Source organism: Janibacter massiliensis, from assembly GCF_900289115.1.
GTDB classification, from domain to species: domain Bacteria; phylum Actinomycetota; class Actinomycetes; order Actinomycetales; family Dermatophilaceae; genus Janibacter_A; species Janibacter_A massiliensis.
This window is the reverse complement of record NZ_LT985196.1, coordinates 630,706-645,581: the sequence shown is the minus strand read 5'-3', so window position 1 is coordinate 645,581 and position 14,876 is coordinate 630,706. Positions and strand designations below refer to the sequence as shown.

Below are 14,876 nucleotides of genomic sequence, written 5' to 3'. Positions count from 1 at the left end.
GAGGGCCGTGCTGAGGGGGGCGTCAGGATCGGCGCAGGTGCGGGGCCACGAGGGGGCCGAAGCCGTCGCGGTGCCCGGCGGCCGAGGGGTGGTACAGCTCGGTCCACTCCGACGTGAGGCCGTTGACCCACGGCGTCCTCGCGCACACCCCGTGGCCCCGGAAGCGCTCCGCGGTCGGGACGTACGTGACGCCCGCCGCCTTCGCGCGGCGCTCGATGACCTCGTTGACGGCGGCGACCGTGCGGTCGAGCGCCTTCGCCTCCCGGGCGGAGACCCCCTGCGCTGCTGCGCAGGCCCGCCCGTCGGAGAAGGGCTGGGGGTAGTCGATCGCGACGATCCGTGCCCGGGGCGCCCGCCGGGCGACGGCGGCGTACGTCGTCGACAGCGCGGGGCCGATGGTTCCCGGGGCGGTCGAGCGCATCGTCGCGAGCCGGTCCAGGCAGGCCTTCTCCTGGTCCTCGGACAGGCATAGCGGGACGGCTCCGAAGAAGCCCGCGTCGTTCCCGCCGACGCTGATCGTGACCACGTCCGCGTCGCGGGGGACCTGCGGCACCTGCCGGGTGAGGACGTCGTCGGTCGTCGCGCCCGCGCACGCGAGGAAGGTGAGGTCGACCCCGCGGTCCCGGGCGGCGAGCAGCTCGGGATAGGCCCGCGTGCCGCGCATGCACGGCCCGTCGACGTCGTACCGTCCCGTCCCAGTACCCGAGGCGTAGCTGTCGCCGAGCGCGGCCCACACGACGCGATCCCCGCGGGCGCTCGTGGGCCGGGACGGGGACGCGCTCGCGGTGGTGGTCGAGGTGGACGCCGTCGCGGTTGACGACGTCGGGGGTGCGGACTCGCGCTCGGGCTCGGTGGACCCGCCGCACGCGGAGAGCGCGAGGACCGGCAGGACCGCGGCCGCGACGAGGGCACGGGACGGGCGTCTCACCCGAAGAGTCTCCCATCACCCTCTGGCAGAGTGCTCGGCGTGACGATGCCGCCGAACGCGCCGCCCCCGACCGGCCCGCCGGTCATCCCGGCCGGTACGCCCCCGTACGCGACCCCGTACGCGCCCCCCTACGCGCTGCCGGCGCGGCGGTCCGACCGGGCCCGACCGACCACCCCGCTGGAGTACGAGCACGCCCTGCGCGGTCCCCTCCACCACTGGGTCAAGGCGCTCGTGTCGCCGATGGTGCTCATCGGCCTCTTCCTCGTCCTCATGGTCGTCTTCCTCGTCGTCTTCCTCCTCGCGGCCCTGGCCTCCGGCGTCTCCCCGAGCGACGAGGCGGCGTGGAACGCGTGGGGCGAGGACCAGTCCAACCCGGTCGTCTTCGCCCTGTCGAACCTCCTGCTCGCGGGGCTCATCCCGGTCGTCATGCTCACGACGTGGATCGTCTCCGGGCAGCGACCGGGCATCGTCAGCTCGGTCGCCGGCCGGTTCCGGTGGCGGTGGGCCGCGGTCTGCGCGCTCGTCGCGGCGCTCGTGTGGGGCGTCGTGCTCGGGCTCGGCGCGGCCTTCCCGCAGCTCCTGGGCGGCGACGAGGGCGGCTCGAGCGAGCGGCCCTCGACGTGGCTCTGGCTCATCGGCCTGACGCTCCTCACCACACCGCTCCAGGCAGCCGGCGAGGAGTACCTCTTCCGCGGGTGGGTCATGCAGTGGGTCGGCTCGTTCGTCCCCTCGCGGATCGCCGCCGTCGCCCTGTCGTGCCTGGTGTCCGCCGCGGCGTTCGCCTCGGCGCACGGCTCGTTCCACGTGTGGATCCTCCTGGACCTCGCGGTCTTCGCCGTCGCGGCGGTCCTGCTCACGTGGCGCACCGGGGGGCTCGAGGCCGCGTGCGCCCTGCACGCCGTGAACAACATCGCGATCCTCGCCACGGTCGCGATCGTCGGCGGCTTCGACGAGGCGTTCGTCCAGTCGGACACGACCGGCTCGCCCGTTGGTGTCCTCACCACGGCCATCCCGCTCGCCGTCATGGGGACCGCCATCTGGGTCCTCGCCGGACGGCTCGGCATCGACCGCCGTACCACCCCGCAGGAGGCCCGCCCGTGACCCCCACCGACCACCGCACCGAGCCAGCCGGCGAGGCGGCCGACGCCGACCGCCGGACGTACATCCTCGTCGACGGCGAGAACATCGATGCCACGCTCGGCACCTCGATCCTCGGTCACCGACCGCAACCGGAGGAGCGTCCCCGCTGGGACCGCGTCCTGTCGTTCGCGCGCCGGGAGTTCGAGCAGGACGTCAAGGGCCTGTTCTTCCTCCAGACGAACCACGAGATGCCGATGGCGTTCGTCCAGGCGCTGCTGGCGCTCGACTACACGCCCGTGCCGCTGTCGGGGAGCTCGCAGCAGAAGGTCGTCGACATCGCCATCCAGAAGATGATGGTCGAGCTCGTTCAGCACGAGGCCGACGTCCTGCTCGTGAGCAACGACGGCGACTTCCTCCCGCAGGTGCGCGAGCTGCTCGCGGACGAGGAACGCCGCGTCGGGGTCATCGGGTTCACCGAGTTCGCCAACGGCGGCTTCGGCTCCCTGCGCGACGAGGGCCTGGAGATCTTCGACCTCGAGCACGACGTGCGGGCCTTCAACGTGACGCTGCCCCGGGTGCGGATCATCCCCATCGACGAGTTCGACCCGACCGCCTTCCTGTGAGCAGGCTGCAGCGCTTCCACGGCTTCATCGCCGGTGCGGGAACGACGAGCGGCGTGCGCGTCGTCGTCGGCCACTGGGTCACGACCCCGTTCGGGTCGTTCTCCGACGTCATGCTCGAGGAACCGAGCGGGCACCGGGTGCTCCTCGCTCCGACCGAGCAGGTCGCCGACTTCATCGCGGGGACGTACACCTTCGACGAGGTGCGGATCGTCCCCGTGAGCGTCGAGCGCACCCGGGACGGGCTGCCGGCGAGCGGGCGCAACCCGGCGCGGGAGCGGTGGGCGGTGCGGGCGGGGGATGAGCCCTCCGCCGGCCTCGACGTGCGGCTCGACCTCGGTGGGCGGACGTCCCTGGGGTGGCTGCACGCCCTCGTCCCGGACGCGCTCCCGTCCGCCCCGGCGTACTGCGTCGCGATCGACCCGATCGCCCGCGTCGTCGTCCCGGGGGTGCGGACCGCGGGGACCGCTCGGGCTGGACGCCGCGAGTACTACGGCGCCGTCGACCAGCACGCGGTCGTCGGGGCCGCCGGGACGTGGGAGGGCACCGACCTCGGCTCCCTCGCCGCCGTCGACCCGCCCGTGCGCTTCGGCTTCGGCTCGACCCCGAAGCACCCGGCGGTCACCCGGATCACGACGACGATCCGCGACCTCTGAGGGCTGCGCTCCCGCCCACCGAAGCGACCCCCGCACGGGGCACTGGACTCCTGCGGCATTCGCGCGCAGCGAATCGACTCGTGGTCACCGGATCCGGTGACCACGAGTCGATTCGTCAGGCGCGAGGGGTACGAGCCTGGTGTCGGCCCCGAAGACTCGCGCCGGGGCCCGTCGCTCAGGGCTGGGTGGGGCGCTCGGCCAGCAGCGCCAGACGCAGCAGCGTCTCCCGGTTGCGGGGGAAGATCGCGGCCTGACGACCGGGCTTGGGCATCGCCTTCGCCGGGCCGCTGTCCGCGTCCTCGCGCATCTCGAGCTGGGTGCCCTCGTCGGTCGGGGTGAGGACGATCTCGACCTTCGCCCGGCCGACCGGCCACGCCTTCGCGTGGAGGACGATCCGGCGACCGGTCTCGACCTCGAGGACCTCGGTCTCGTCGTCGAGGAGGGTCGGCCAGGTGCCGACGGAGTGGTGGATCTTCGCGCCGACGTTGGGCCACGCGGCCTCGACGGCGCGGATCCGGGAGGCACCGACGACCCACGAGGCGTAGGTGAACCCGTCGGCGATGACGTCCCACACCTCCTGCGCGCTCGCGGTGGTCGTGCGGCGGACGGTGAGTGCCTTCATGACTGCTCCTGAGGTAGGTCCGGGTACGGAACCGGCGCGTCAGCGAGAGGCGCACGGGTCCGGGAAAAAGGCGCGGGGCCCCGGCACGCGTCGCGCCGGGGCCCCGTGACCGGGTGTGGTGCTCAGCCGTCGTTGCGGACGGCCTCGACCGAGCCCTCGGCGTCCTCGCGGACGGTCTCGGCCGACTGCTGCGCGGAGGACTTGACGGTCTCCGCCGACTCCTGCGCGCTCTCCTTGACCTGCTGCGCCTGGTCCATGCCCTCGGAGCGCACGTTCTCGACGGCACCCTGAGCGGTCTCCTTGACCTGGGCGAACGCCTGCTGCGCCGGCTCCTGCAGGTTGCCCGCGACCTCCTGGGCCTTCTCCTGCACGGCCGACTTCGCGTCCTCCATCATCGGCTGGGCACGGTCGAGGCCCTCGCGGACGGCGGCCCGCTCGCGGTTGCTCGCCGGGAGCAGCGAGCCGGCGAGCCAACCGGCGCCGAGGGCGATGAGGCCGACGGCGAGCGGGTTGCCCTCCGCCTTCTGCTTCGCGGCGACACCGGCCTGCTGGGCCTGGTCACCGAGGTTCGAGGCGGCGTCCGAGACGCGGTCGGTGACGCCCGGGCCGTCGGAGGAGCCGAAGCTCGGGGCGGACGGGACGGTGCCCATGACCTTGTCCTTGAGGTCGGCCGCCTTGCCGGTGACCTTGTCCACCTGGCGACGGGCGACGTTGCCGGGCTGGACGGCCTCGCCGAGCGCGTCGACGTTGCGGCTCAGGTCGTTGCGGGTGCGGTCGATCTCGGCGCGGATCTCGTCGGGGTTCTGGCTCATGTCAGTTCTCGTTTCCCTTGAGCGCGGCGGGGACCTTCTGGACGGTCTCCTGCGTGCGCGGCATTCCCTGGACGTTCTTGAGGCTGCTCTTGCCGATGAGGGCGAGCACGGCAGCGACGACGGCCCACAGCACGGTGACCACGAGCGCGGCCCAGATGTAGGAGTCGAAGAGCTCGGCGAGGAGGAACATCACGAAGAGCGAGCCGAAGATGAGCATGAGGTGGGCGGCGACGCCCGCGCCGGCGAACATCCCGGCACCCTTGCCCGCCTCCTTGGCCGACTCCTGAAGCTCGGCCTTGGCCAGCTGGACCTCCTGACGCACGAGCGTCGAGAAGTCACGGGTGATGTCCGAGACGAGGGCGCCGATCGAGGAGACCTCGCCCTTCTCGTACGTGTCGTGGGCGCCGTGCAGGGGCTCGGCCGGCGGGACGTGCGTCCCACCGGTCGGGCCACCGACGCCGTGGGCGCCCGCGGAGGAGGTCGGGGGAACCGTCATCGGCCGATCCCGTCGGTCGAACCGCCGGCCGGCGGGGCGAACGGGTCCTGACCCGGCTGGGCGTACGGGTCGGCGACCGGACGGGCCTCCGGCCGGTACGGGTCGCTGGGCTGGGGGGCCGGCGCGTAGGGGTCGGCGTAGGCCTGGGGTGCCGTGCGGACCTCGGTGGCGTACGGCGTCTCCGGGTAGGTGACGGCCGGCTGCGCGACCGGCTGGCGGGCGACGTCGACGCCGTCCGACTCCTCGCGCTTCTCGGCGACGATGCTGCTCGTGATCCGGCCACCGACGAGGCCGAGGAGCGCCGCGGCGGCGATGAAGGTGCCGGGCTTGCGGCGGGCGAAGTTCTTCACGTCCTCGAGGAGGTCGGCCGGCTCGCGGCCCTCCATCCACTCGGCTGCCTGGGCGACGCGCGCCTGGGCCTGGCTGACGACCTCGGCGGCGATGCCGCTCGGCGCGCCGTTCCCCTCGGCCATCGAGGTGAGCTCGTCGGCGAAGCCGCGCAGGCCGCTGGCGGCGCGACCGGTCTGCTCCGAGGCGTGGCCCCCGAGCTCCTCGCGCACCGTGGCGACGAGCGTGGCGATCTGGTCCTTGGCCTCGGCGGCGACCTGCTGGCCCTCGGCCTTGGCGGTCTCGACGACCTTGGCGCCGGACTCCTTCGCGTCGGCCGCGACCGAGGTCGCCTCGGCCTTCACGTCCTGCGCGGTGGACGCGGCCTCGTCCTTGACGGTGCCGGCCGTGGCCTTCGCCTCGTCCTTGGCCTGCTGGGTCGTGCTGCGGTCGCTCGTGTCGAGCGGGTCGGTGCCGTACGCGCCGGTCGGGTACGTGCTGCCCGGCGTGGTCTCGGGGGCGCCGAGCGGGCGGGCGCTCGGCTCACCCGTGGCGGGGTCGAAGGTTCCTTCGGACATCGGTGACGACCTTTCTGTCGTCCCCACCCGCCGCCGACCGAGGGCCGACCTCGGGGAGGGAGGTCATTGGACATCTCGACCATACTTTGTTCAACGTTTGTCCGCCACCTCCGTCGGGGTGGGTCTTCCCGCCTCGAGCTGCGTCGATGCGCGGCTCGGGATCGGCCGGTCCGCGCCGGGCCTCAGAGCTTGGGGAAGAAGTGCTGCTCGCCGTCGTCGACGAGGTCGGCGGCAGGGCCGACGATCAGCGGGTCCGGGGTGCCGACGACGTCCTCGTCCCGGTTGGGGTAGGGCACATGGGTGAGCACCCACCGCATCGCCTCGAGCCGGGCGCGCTTCTTGTCGTTCGACTTCACGACGGTCCACGGGGCGTCACCGGTGTCGGTGTAGAAGAACATCGCCTCCTTCGCCTTCGTGTACTCGTCCCACTTGTCGAGGCTGGCGAGGTCGGTGGGGGAGAGCTTCCACTGCCGGACCGGGTCGTCCTGGCGGGCGGCGAAGCGGTGCAGCTGCTCGGCGTGCCCGACGGAGAACCACAGCTTGAACAGCCGGATGCCGGAGCGGACGAGCATCCGCTCGAAGTCGGGGCAGCTGCGCATGAACTCGAGGTACTCCTGGCTCGAGCAGAACCCCATGACCCGCTCGACGCCCGCACGGTTGTACCAGGAACGGTCCATGAAGACGATCTCCCCGGCCGCCGGCAGGTGCTCGACGTAGCGCTGGAAGTACCACTGCGAGCGCTCACGCTCGGTCGGCGTCCCGAGGGCGACGACCCGGGCGCCGCGGGGGTTGAGGTGCTCGGTGAACCGCTTGATCGAGCCGCCCTTCCCGGCGGCGTCACGGCCCTCGAAGATGATGACGATCCGCTCGCCCGTCGCCTTGACGTGGTTCTGCAGCTTGAGGAGCTCGATCTGGAGGCGGCGCTTCTCCTTCTCGTAGGCCGCACGGGGGAGCTTCGTGTCGTACGGGTATCCCTGCCGCCACGCGTCGGCGTCCTGGCGGGGTCGGCGTGAGGGCTCGTCGTCGCCGTCCTCGCGCGACTCCTCCATGAGGTCGTCGAGGGCCTCGGCGTGGTCGTGGTCGTCGTCGGGGGTGGGGTGGGCCCGGTCCGGTCCGCTCGCCATGGGGTCATTCAACACGGGCCCGGTCCCTCGGCGCCGGGCGGCTGTGGTCAGCAGACCAGCGGACCACAGCTCGGCGACGGCCGCCGCCACGAGCGCGTCGGCATCGGGGTGGTTCCCGAGGTCGGTGCGGATCTCGGTGGCGAGCGCGCAGCGGTCCATCGGGTCGCCGAGGAGGAACCACGCGAGCGCCGCGAGGCCGTGCAGGTGGACGGTGCGGTCCTGCTGGAGGACGAGGGCCTGGCCGTCGGCGGTGATGGCGTCGACGTACGGCGCCCGGGTGACGGGGACCTCCGGCGGGGGCACCGGGCCAGGGTCAGGATCGACGGTGCGGACCGGTCCCGGCGCCGCGTCGACGTCCGTCGAGAGCCCCTCGTCCTGGCTGCCGACCGGCGGCACGTGCTCCCACGGCCGGGCGTCCGGCGGGGGCGCACCGGCGGTCCTCAGGTGCGCACGGAGCAGCTCGACGCAGTCGGCGATGTCGCGGTATTCGAGCCGGTGCGGCCCCGGCCCGGTCGTGACGATCTCCGCCAGCCGCCGCAGCGCGTGGTGCGTCACCCGCGCCCCGGAGGACTCCGGGACGACGGCGGCGACGGCCTCGAGCACGCCGAGGGGGACGAGCCGGGGCCGCTCGATGCTCGGGTCGCGGCGCAGGACGACGAGCGCCCCCAGGCGCGGCGCGGCGGGCGTCGGGCCGAGGCCGAGCTCGTCGGGGGAGTGCTCGTCCTTGTCGAACGGCCGCTGCGGGTCGCGCACGACCGACAACGGCTTCGGGTAGGGCACCGCCGTGCCGTCGTCGGTGAGGCAGACCGTCTCGTCCGTGACGTAGCCGAACGACCGGCCCAGGACCCGGCAGGCCGTCGTCTTGCCCGTCCCCGTGGGGGCGACGAGCGCGAGGAAGCGATCGGTCGCCTCGTCGTGCAGCCCCGCCGCGTGGAGGAGGACGTGCCGCCCCGCCACGGCACGCAGAGCGGTGAGCGTCACGGTCCGGGACAGCTCGTACGGGAGGTCCTCGACCCGGGCGTACTCGACCACCGTCGCGCCGTCCTGCGTCACCTGGCCGCGGGCCGTGACCTCCGTCGGGGGGACGTAGCGCACGGTGATCGTCTCGGCGTCCTGCGGGGGCCGGGGATCGGCGCACCGCGCCCACAGCCTCGCGATCTCGGCGGGCACCTCCGGCGGCGTCTGCGACAGATCGATGCGGATCGCGTGCCCGAAGGCCCGGATCGGCACGTCGCTGCGGCTCATGGCCGCATTCTCCCACCGCCCCGACCGGTACCGGATCGCTAGCCTTCCCTCCATGACTGCCCTCGACGAGCTGATGGCGACCGGGACCGGGGTGATCGACACCCTCGATGATCTCCAGGGGTGGTTGTCCGAGGTCGCCCATGCGGTCAAGGCAGCCACCCCCGGCTGCGAGGAGGTCGGCGTCACCGTCATCGCCGGCCACCTCCCGCGCACCGCGGCGTTCACCACGACCCGCACCCTGACGATCGACGCCCTGCAGTACGGCCTCGACCAGGGCCCGTGCCTCGAGGCCCATCGGATGCGCACGCCGGTCGTGACGACCCTCGACGAGGGCGCGGACCGGTGGCCCGAGTTCGCCCGCGCCGCGCGCGAGGAGCACATGCGAGCGGTCGCGGCGTTCCCGCTGACCAGCGGCCAGGTGTCGGTCGGGGCGCTCAACATGTATGCGCGTGAGCCGATCACGCTCGACGACGAGGAGCGCAGGTGCCTGGCGGCGCTCGCCAGCCGTGTCGGTGACGCCGTCTCGGCGACCTATGCCCTCATCGACGCGCGCGAGCTCGTCGGCCAGCTCGAGACGGCGATGGCCTCGCGCGCGACGATCGAGCAGGCGAAGGGCGTGATCATGGGTCGGCACGGCATCGACGAGGACGCGGCGTTCGAGCTGCTGCGGATCCAGTCCCAGCGGACGAACACGAAGGTCAGCGCGCTCGCGGCGTCGATCGTCGACGAGGCCCGGTCTGCGTCCGGCGCCGTCCATCGCGGGCGTCGACCCGGGGCGGCTGGCGATCGGTAGGGTCGCGCCATGGCTGCCCGCCCCCACGTCGCCTCGCTCCTCGAGGACGCCTGGCACCGTCGGCTCGCGTCGACGATGACCCGGCGAGGGTGGGGCACCCGCGTGCTCGCCTACACCGGTTACGGCTCGACCGAGCGCGTCCGCATCCTCGGGCGCGTGCTCATGTCCCGCCGCCCCTACCGCCGCATGGCGACCCACTCCGGGGCGAGCTGGATCGAGCTGCGCAACGCCGACCGCATGCGCCGCGGCTGGCGGGCGTTCTTCACCGCGCCCGCGATGGGTGAGGAGGTGACGATCACCCTGGGCGGGGCGAGCATCGTCGCGCGGGCCGACCGGAGCGGGATCATCGACGTCGAGCTCGAGGGGCACGGCCTGCCGCCGGGCCTGCACACCGCGCGCCTGACGTCTCCGCGGGCCGCGGACGCCGAGGCCGAGATCCACGTCGTCGACCCGGCCGAGACGTTCGGGCTCGTCAGCGACATCGACGACACGGTCATCGCGACCGCGCTGCCGCGACCCCTCATCGCCGCGTGGAACACCTTCATCAAGGCCGAGGGCACCCGCCGCCCCGTGCCCGGGATGGCGACGATGTACCGCGAGCTGCTGCGCGACCATCCTGGCGCGCCGATCGTCTACGTCTCGACGGGGGCGTGGAACACCGTGCCGCTGCTGACCCGCTTCCTGCGCCGCAACGGCTACCCGCTCGGGCCGCTGCTCATGACCGACTGGGGCCCGACGAACACCGGGTGGTTCCGCTCGGGCCAGGCCCACAAGGAGGCCTGCCTCGAGCGCCTGGCCCGGGAGCTGCCCGAGATCGACTGGATCCTCGTCGGCGACGACGGCCAGCACGACCCGTCGATCTACGCGGAGTTCACCGAGACCCACCCCGACCACGTCCGGGCCGTGTGCATCCGGATGCTCTCGCCGGCCGAGCAGATCCTGTCCCACTTCGCCTTCGGTGCGAACGAGGACATCCGTCGCCACCACACCCGGGACATCCCCCTGTGCAAGGGCAGCGACGGGTACGCCCTGCTGTCCCTCATGCGCCGCGTCATCGGGACGACGAAGCCGCCGGACCCGGTCCTGCGGTCGTCGTGGTGAGGCGGCCGCTGTGCCGACGGCGATGACGGGTATTGCCGATGCCTGAGCTGCCGGAGGTCCAGGGGCTCGTCGACTTCCTGCGCGGGCGGCTCGTCGACGACGCGGTCGCGGCTGTCGAGCTCGCCTCGTTCACGGTGCTCAAGACGTTCGACCCGCCGCCGCAGGAGCTGCACGGTGCGATCGTCACCGACGTCGCCCGGCACGGGAAGTGGATCGACGTCGACGCCGACGGCACCCACCTCGTGATGCACCTGGCGCGGGCGGGGTGGATCCGCTGGTACGACGCGGTGCCGGCGACGGTGGCCCGTCCGGGCAAGGGGCCGATCGCGCTGCGGGTGCGGATGGCCTCCGGTGCCGGGTTCGACCTCACGGAGGCGGGGACGAAGAAGTCGGTCGCGGCGTACGTCGTGCGGGACGTGTCTTCGGTCGAGGCGATCGCGACCCTGGGGCCCGACCCGCTGGCCGACGACTTCGACCGGGACGCGTTCGCGGCGCTGCTGTCCGGGCGGCGGATGCAGATCAAGGGGCTGCTGCGGGACCAGTCGGTGCTCGCCGGGGTCGGCAACGCCTACAGCGACGAGGTGCTCCACGTCGCCAGGCTCAGCCCGTTCGCGATCGCGGGGTCGCTGTCGGAGGACGACGTGACGCGGCTGTACGAGGCGCTGCGCTCGACGCTTCGCGACGCGGCGGCGGCGGCGTCGGGCAGGCCGGCGGCCGAGCTCAAGGACGCCAAGCGAGCGGGGATGCGGGTGCACGGGCGCACCGGCGAGGCGTGCCCGGAGTGCGGGGACGACGTGCGCGAGGTCTCCTTCGCCGACCGCTCGCTCCAGTACTGCGCCACCTGCCAGACCGGCGGCACACCCCTGGCAGACCGCCGCACGAGCAAGTTCCTCAAGTAGAGCTCCCCGCCCCCTCCTTGCCGCCCCCTTGTCGCAATTGCGCGCGCAAGTGCCATCTGCGCGCCGAATATCACGCGCGGATGCACCATGTGACGCGCAGATTCCGCGCGAGCCCGGGGTAGGTCGCACCGTCCGACGCGCCCCGGTGGCCCTCGGGCCGTCCGGCGCGCGAGGATGGGCGGCATGACCGAGCCTCGCCAGACCACCCCGTCCGACCTGCCCGACGAGGCCGTCCTCCTCGACGTGCGCGAGCAGCACGAGTGGGACGCCGGCCACGCCCCGAACGCCGTCCACGTGCCCCTGGCCGACGTCCCCACGCGCCTGGCCGACCTGCCGGCGACGGACGGCCCCCTGCCGGTGATCTGCAAGGCCGGTGGCCGCTCGGCCCGCGCCGCGGCCTGGCTCGCCGGGCAGGGCCACGAGGTGATCAACGTGGACGGCGGCATGCAGGCCTGGGAGGCTGCGGGCAAGCCCGTCGTCACCGACGACGGGACCCCGGGCCGCACGGTCTGACGCGCGGCCCGGGGCCCGAGGTCCTGCTCGACCCTCAGTCGGGCCGGATCACGGCGTGAGGACGACCTTGATGCAGCCGTCCTCCTTCTTCTGGAAGGTCTCGTAGGCGTCCGGTGCGTCCTCGAGCGGGACCCGGTGCGTCGCGAGGTTCTCCAGGTCGAGGACGTCCTCGGCCCCGGACACCAGCTCGAGCAGCTCGTCCGTCCAGCGCTTCACGTGGCACTGGCCCATCCGCATCTCGAGCCCCTTGTCGAACATCTCCATCAGCGGCATCGGGTCGGCCATCCCGCCGTAGACGCCGCTGAGCGAGACCGTGCCGCCACGTCGCGTCGCGGAGATCGCCGTGTGGAGCGCGTCGAGCCGGTCGATGCCCGCCTTCTCGATCGCCGTGCGGGCCAGGGGCCCGGGCAGGCTGCCGGCGGCGGTGATGACCTTCTCCGCGAGGGGGTTGCCGTGCGCCTCCATGCCGACCGCGTCGACGGTCGCGTCCGCGCCCCGACCATCGGTCATGTCGACGATCGTCGCGGCGACGTCCTTCACCTCGCGCAGATCGACGACCTCGGCGCCGTGGGCTCGGGCGAGCTCGAGCCGCTCGTCCACGAGATCGACGCCGATGACGCGCCCGATCCCCATCTGCCGAGCTGAGCGGAGGGCCAGCTGCCCGACGGGGCCGAGGCCGATCACCGCGAGCGTGCTCCCCGGCTCGTCCTGCAGACCGGTGTACTGCACGGCCTGCCACGCGGTCGGGAGGATGTCCGAGAGGTAGAGGTAGCGCTCGTCGTCGTGCTCCTTGGGCAGGACGACCGGCCCGAAGTCGGCGTGGGGGACGCGGACGCGCTCGGCCTGGCCCCCGGGGACCGACCCGTACAGCGAGGTGTAGCCGAACAGGCTCGCGCCCTTGCCCTTCTCGACGACCTGGGTCGTCTCGCACTGGGCGAAGAGCTGGCGCTCGCACATCCAGCAGCGACCGCACGAGATGTTGAACGGGACGACGACGCGGTCGCCGACGGCGAGGTTCGTCACCGCCGGGCCGACCTCCTCGACGATGCCCATGAACTCGTGCCCGAGGACGTCGCCCTTGGACAGGTAGGGGCCGAGGACCCCGTAGAGGTGGAGGTCGGAGCCGCAGATCGCGGTCGACGTGACGCGGATGATCGCGTCGGTGGGCTGCTCGATCGTCGGGTCGGGGACGTCGGTGATCCGGACGTCCTGCTTGCCGTGCCAGGTGAGTGCGCGCATGGCCTCCACCCTAGGGCCGTCGAGGGGGCTCGATCTCCACCCCGGCGGGGGGATCTCCTCCGGCGGCGCACGCCCGTAGCGTCGGACCCATGGAACCTGCCGACGCGCTGACCCACCCCGTCGCCCTCGTCGTAGGGGCCTCCCGGGGTCTGGGACTTCTCGTGGCCCGGGAGCTGTGCGAGCGCGGGCACCACGTCGTCATCGCCGCCCGCAGCGCCGGCGAGCTCGAGAGCGCCGTGCCGCTCGTCGGGCCGTCCGAGCGCGTGACGGCGCGGGTCGTCGACATCCGCGACCGGGCGCAGGTCAAGGCGCTCGTCGACGACGTCGAGGCGACCGTCGGGCCGATCGAGGTCCTCATGACGGTCGCGGGGATCATCCAGGCCGGCCCGGCGGAGTCGGTGACCCTCGAGCACTTCGACGATGCGATCGCGACGATGCTCACGGGCCCGATCGCGCTGACGTGGGCGATGCTCCCGGCGATGCGGGGGCGCGGCCGCGGCCGGATCGGGACCGTGACGTCGATCGGTGGGATGGTCTCTCCGCCGCACCTGCTGCCGTACGCGACGGCGAAGTTCGGCGCGGTCGGCTTCTCCGACGGTCTCGCGGCGTCCCTCTCGGGGACCGGGATCACGGCGACGACGATCGTGCCGGGACTCATGCGCACCGGCTCGCACGAGCGGGCGACCTTCACCGGGGACCCCGAGGCCGAGTACGCGTGGTTCGCCCCGGGCGCCGCGCTGCCCCTGCTGTCGATCGACGCCGACCGGGCAGCCCGGCGGATGGTCGACGCCACGCTCGCAGGACGCCCGATGGTCGTGCTCACCCCGCTCGCGCAGGTCGGGATCCGGGTCCGTGGCCTGATGCCGGGGGCGACGACCCGCCTCATGGGCGTGGGGAACCGGCTCCTGCCGGACGCCCCGCCCGGTGGCGGCGAGACCCGGCCCGTGCTGGGCCGCCATGCCGCCCCGCGCCTGCGGCCCGCCCCCCGACGGGTCGTCGAGGCCCTCACGACCCTCGGCCGCCGCGCCGCACGCCGGAACAACCAGCGCTGAGCACCCGCTGAGGACCGCCGACCTGGCCAGCGGGGCCGCTCTCGAGCTCATCCACGAGGGTTGACCCTCGAGCTCCTCCACCCGGGGACGACCCTCGGCGATTATGCGGGTATCTAGCCATCGCGCTAGTCACGGCGAGAGAGTGCGATCGCAGCGCGGGGGCAGCGGTTACGTCCGGTGTCGGGCGAGGTGGATGACCACGCGTCTGCCCTCTCTTCGGATCGTGTGGGTGTAGCCACGGTCGAGCGCTCGGTGGTGGTGGCCGCACAGGGGCACGGCGTTGGCCAGGTCGGTGCGTCCGCCGTCGCGCCAGGCGTGCAGGTGGTGGGTCTCGGTCCACGCGAACGGGATGTCGCACCCGTGTGCGGCGCACGTGTCGTAGGTGAGGGCGAGGGCGGCGCGCTGGGTGGTGGTGAAGAACCGGTGCTGGCGGCCCAGGTCGATCGGCTGGGAGTCCCCGCCGAGGACGGCGGGGATGATCCCGGCGCCGCAGGCGGCCCGGCGGGCCTCGCCGGCGGTGAGGGTGTGCCCGGTCGGGGTGGATGCCACCGCGGTCGTCTCGTCCTGCAGGTCGCTCAGGCCGGTGGTGACCAGCACGGTCGCGGCGGTCTTGTCGTGGAGGTGGTCGGTCGGCAGCCGCATCAGCAGCGTCGCCAGGTCCTGGCCGTGCCGCCGTTGACGTGCCAGCTGACGGGTCCGGGGGTCGAGGTCCGGGTCCAGCCACGCCGGGCACGCCCGCCCCTGCTCGCCCGGCCCGCCATCACCCACCCCACGGGCGCCGGTCCCGTGGG

Annotated in this window: 16 protein-coding genes; 8 read left to right on the top strand and 8 right to left on the bottom strand. The window is 73.2% G+C overall.

The features are described from left to right. Positions 1-22 precede the first annotated feature (22 nt). Positions 23-928, bottom strand: a complete 906-nt coding sequence (locus DAA34_RS03210; protein WP_106817588.1) for an SGNH/GDSL hydrolase family protein — start codon at positions 926-928, stop codon at positions 23-25. A gap of 45 nt (positions 929-973) precedes the next feature. On the opposite strand from DAA34_RS03210, the gene DAA34_RS03205 reads away from it, so the two are divergent. Genes DAA34_RS03205 through DAA34_RS03195 form a run of 3 tightly spaced genes read left to right on the top strand, consistent with a single transcriptional unit; the run spans position 974 to position 3,284 of the window. After that, positions 974-2,029, top strand: coding sequence for a CPBP family intramembrane glutamic endopeptidase (locus tag DAA34_RS03205; protein ID WP_234354248.1), 1,056 nt, complete (start codon positions 974-976; stop codon positions 2,027-2,029). Then, positions 2,026-2,631 carry an NYN domain-containing protein gene (locus DAA34_RS03200; RefSeq protein WP_106817586.1) on the top strand — a complete coding sequence of 202 codons (606 nt, stop codon included), beginning with the start codon at positions 2,026-2,028 and terminating at the stop codon, positions 2,629-2,631. The genes DAA34_RS03205 and DAA34_RS03200 overlap by 4 nt, the downstream gene beginning before the upstream one ends. Then, on the top strand, positions 2,628-3,284 hold the full coding sequence (locus DAA34_RS03195) for a hypothetical protein (protein WP_199847408.1): 657 nt from the start codon (positions 2,628-2,630) through the stop codon (positions 3,282-3,284). Before DAA34_RS03200 ends, DAA34_RS03195 begins: the two co-directional genes overlap by 4 nt. Positions 3,285-3,459: 175 nt before the next feature. On the opposite strand, the gene DAA34_RS03190 is transcribed toward DAA34_RS03195, so the two are convergent. The 5 genes from DAA34_RS03190 to ppk2 form a co-directional block, all read right to left on the bottom strand. Next, entirely contained in the window at positions 3,460-3,906 is a 447-nt protein-coding gene (locus DAA34_RS03190) for an SRPBCC family protein (protein WP_106817585.1), read from the bottom strand. 122 nt (positions 3,907-4,028) lie between these two features. Beyond that, a complete protein-coding gene (locus DAA34_RS03185) occupies positions 4,029-4,718 on the bottom strand; it encodes a DUF3618 domain-containing protein (RefSeq protein ID WP_106817584.1) in 690 nt (229 codons plus the stop codon). A 1-nt stretch (position 4,719) separates the two neighbouring features. Then, positions 4,720-5,214, bottom strand: coding sequence for a phage holin family protein (locus DAA34_RS03180; protein WP_106817583.1), 495 nt, complete (start codon positions 5,212-5,214; stop codon positions 4,720-4,722). After that, positions 5,211-6,119 carry a hypothetical protein gene (locus DAA34_RS03175; protein ID WP_106817582.1) on the bottom strand — a complete coding sequence of 303 codons (909 nt, stop codon included), beginning with the start codon at positions 6,117-6,119 and terminating at the stop codon, positions 5,211-5,213. The genes DAA34_RS03180 and DAA34_RS03175 overlap by 4 nt, the downstream gene beginning before the upstream one ends. A 182-nt stretch (positions 6,120-6,301) precedes the next feature. Continuing rightward, positions 6,302-7,243 carry a polyphosphate kinase 2 gene (gene ppk2 / locus DAA34_RS03170; RefSeq protein ID WP_106819739.1) on the bottom strand — a complete coding sequence of 314 codons (942 nt, stop codon included), beginning with the start codon at positions 7,241-7,243 and terminating at the stop codon, positions 6,302-6,304. A gap of 1,297 nt (positions 7,244-8,540) precedes the next feature. Here ppk2 and DAA34_RS03160 point away from each other — a divergent pair. The 4 genes from DAA34_RS03160 to DAA34_RS03145 all read left to right on the top strand — a co-directional run bounded on the left by DAA34_RS03160 (position 8,541) and on the right by DAA34_RS03145 (position 11,794). Beyond that, a complete protein-coding gene (locus DAA34_RS03160) occupies positions 8,541-9,281 on the top strand; it encodes a GAF and ANTAR domain-containing protein (protein ID WP_158707578.1) in 741 nt (246 codons plus the stop codon). A 9-nt stretch (positions 9,282-9,290) separates the two neighbouring features. Then, entirely contained in the window at positions 9,291-10,382 is a 1,092-nt protein-coding gene (locus DAA34_RS03155) for an App1 family protein (protein WP_106817580.1), read from the top strand. 38 nt (positions 10,383-10,420) lie between these two features. Continuing rightward, on the top strand, positions 10,421-11,281 hold the full coding sequence (locus tag DAA34_RS03150; protein ID WP_106817579.1) for an Fpg/Nei family DNA glycosylase: 861 nt from the start codon (positions 10,421-10,423) through the stop codon (positions 11,279-11,281). A 183-nt stretch (positions 11,282-11,464) separates the two neighbouring features. After that, positions 11,465-11,794: a rhodanese-like domain-containing protein gene (locus tag DAA34_RS03145; protein ID WP_106817578.1), complete on the top strand. Its 330-nt coding sequence runs from the start codon at positions 11,465-11,467 to the stop codon at positions 11,792-11,794. Positions 11,795-11,842: 48 nt separating this feature from the next. On the opposite strand, the gene DAA34_RS03140 is transcribed toward DAA34_RS03145, so the two are convergent. Then, a complete protein-coding gene (locus DAA34_RS03140) occupies positions 11,843-13,033 on the bottom strand; it encodes a zinc-dependent alcohol dehydrogenase (protein WP_106817577.1) in 1,191 nt (396 codons plus the stop codon). A gap of 89 nt (positions 13,034-13,122) precedes the next feature. On the opposite strand from DAA34_RS03140, the gene DAA34_RS03135 reads away from it, so the two are divergent. Then, entirely contained in the window at positions 13,123-14,085 is a 963-nt protein-coding gene (locus tag DAA34_RS03135; RefSeq protein WP_106817576.1) for an SDR family NAD(P)-dependent oxidoreductase, read from the top strand. 168 nt (positions 14,086-14,253) lie between these two features. Here DAA34_RS03135 and DAA34_RS03130 read toward each other — a convergent pair. Continuing rightward, a partial coding sequence (locus tag DAA34_RS03130; protein WP_158707577.1) for an HNH endonuclease signature motif containing protein occupies positions 14,254-14,876 on the bottom strand: 623 nt, incomplete at its 5' end.

Excerpts from the sequence above, each read along its gene's own strand:
- DAA34_RS03155 (WP_106817580.1), top strand. The coding sequence starts at position 9,291 with ATGGCTGCCCGCCCCCACGTCGCCTCGCTCCTCGAGGACGCCTGGCAC.
- DAA34_RS03185 (WP_106817584.1), bottom strand. The coding sequence starts at position 4,718 with ATGAGCCAGAACCCCGACGAGATCCGCGCCGAGATCGACCGCACCCGC.
- DAA34_RS03175 (WP_106817582.1), bottom strand. The coding sequence starts at position 6,119 with ATGTCCGAAGGAACCTTCGACCCCGCCACGGGTGAGCCGAGCGCCCGC.
- DAA34_RS03140 (WP_106817577.1), bottom strand. The coding sequence starts at position 13,033 with ATGCGCGCACTCACCTGGCACGGCAAGCAGGACGTCCGGATCACCGAC.
- DAA34_RS03135 (WP_106817576.1), top strand. The coding sequence starts at position 13,123 with ATGGAACCTGCCGACGCGCTGACCCACCCCGTCGCCCTCGTCGTAGGG.
- DAA34_RS03145 (WP_106817578.1), top strand. The coding sequence starts at position 11,465 with ATGACCGAGCCTCGCCAGACCACCCCGTCCGACCTGCCCGACGAGGCC.
- DAA34_RS03160 (WP_158707578.1), top strand. The coding sequence starts at position 8,541 with ATGACTGCCCTCGACGAGCTGATGGCGACCGGGACCGGGGTGATCGAC.
- DAA34_RS03150 (WP_106817579.1), top strand. The coding sequence starts at position 10,421 with ATGCCTGAGCTGCCGGAGGTCCAGGGGCTCGTCGACTTCCTGCGCGGG.
- ppk2 (WP_106819739.1), bottom strand. The coding sequence starts at position 7,243 with ATGGCGAGCGGACCGGACCGGGCCCACCCCACCCCCGACGACGACCAC.
- DAA34_RS03180 (WP_106817583.1), bottom strand. The coding sequence starts at position 5,214 with ATGACGGTTCCCCCGACCTCCTCCGCGGGCGCCCACGGCGTCGGTGGC.
- DAA34_RS03205 (WP_234354248.1), top strand. The coding sequence starts at position 974 with ATGCCGCCGAACGCGCCGCCCCCGACCGGCCCGCCGGTCATCCCGGCC.
- DAA34_RS03190 (WP_106817585.1), bottom strand. The coding sequence starts at position 3,906 with ATGAAGGCACTCACCGTCCGCCGCACGACCACCGCGAGCGCGCAGGAG.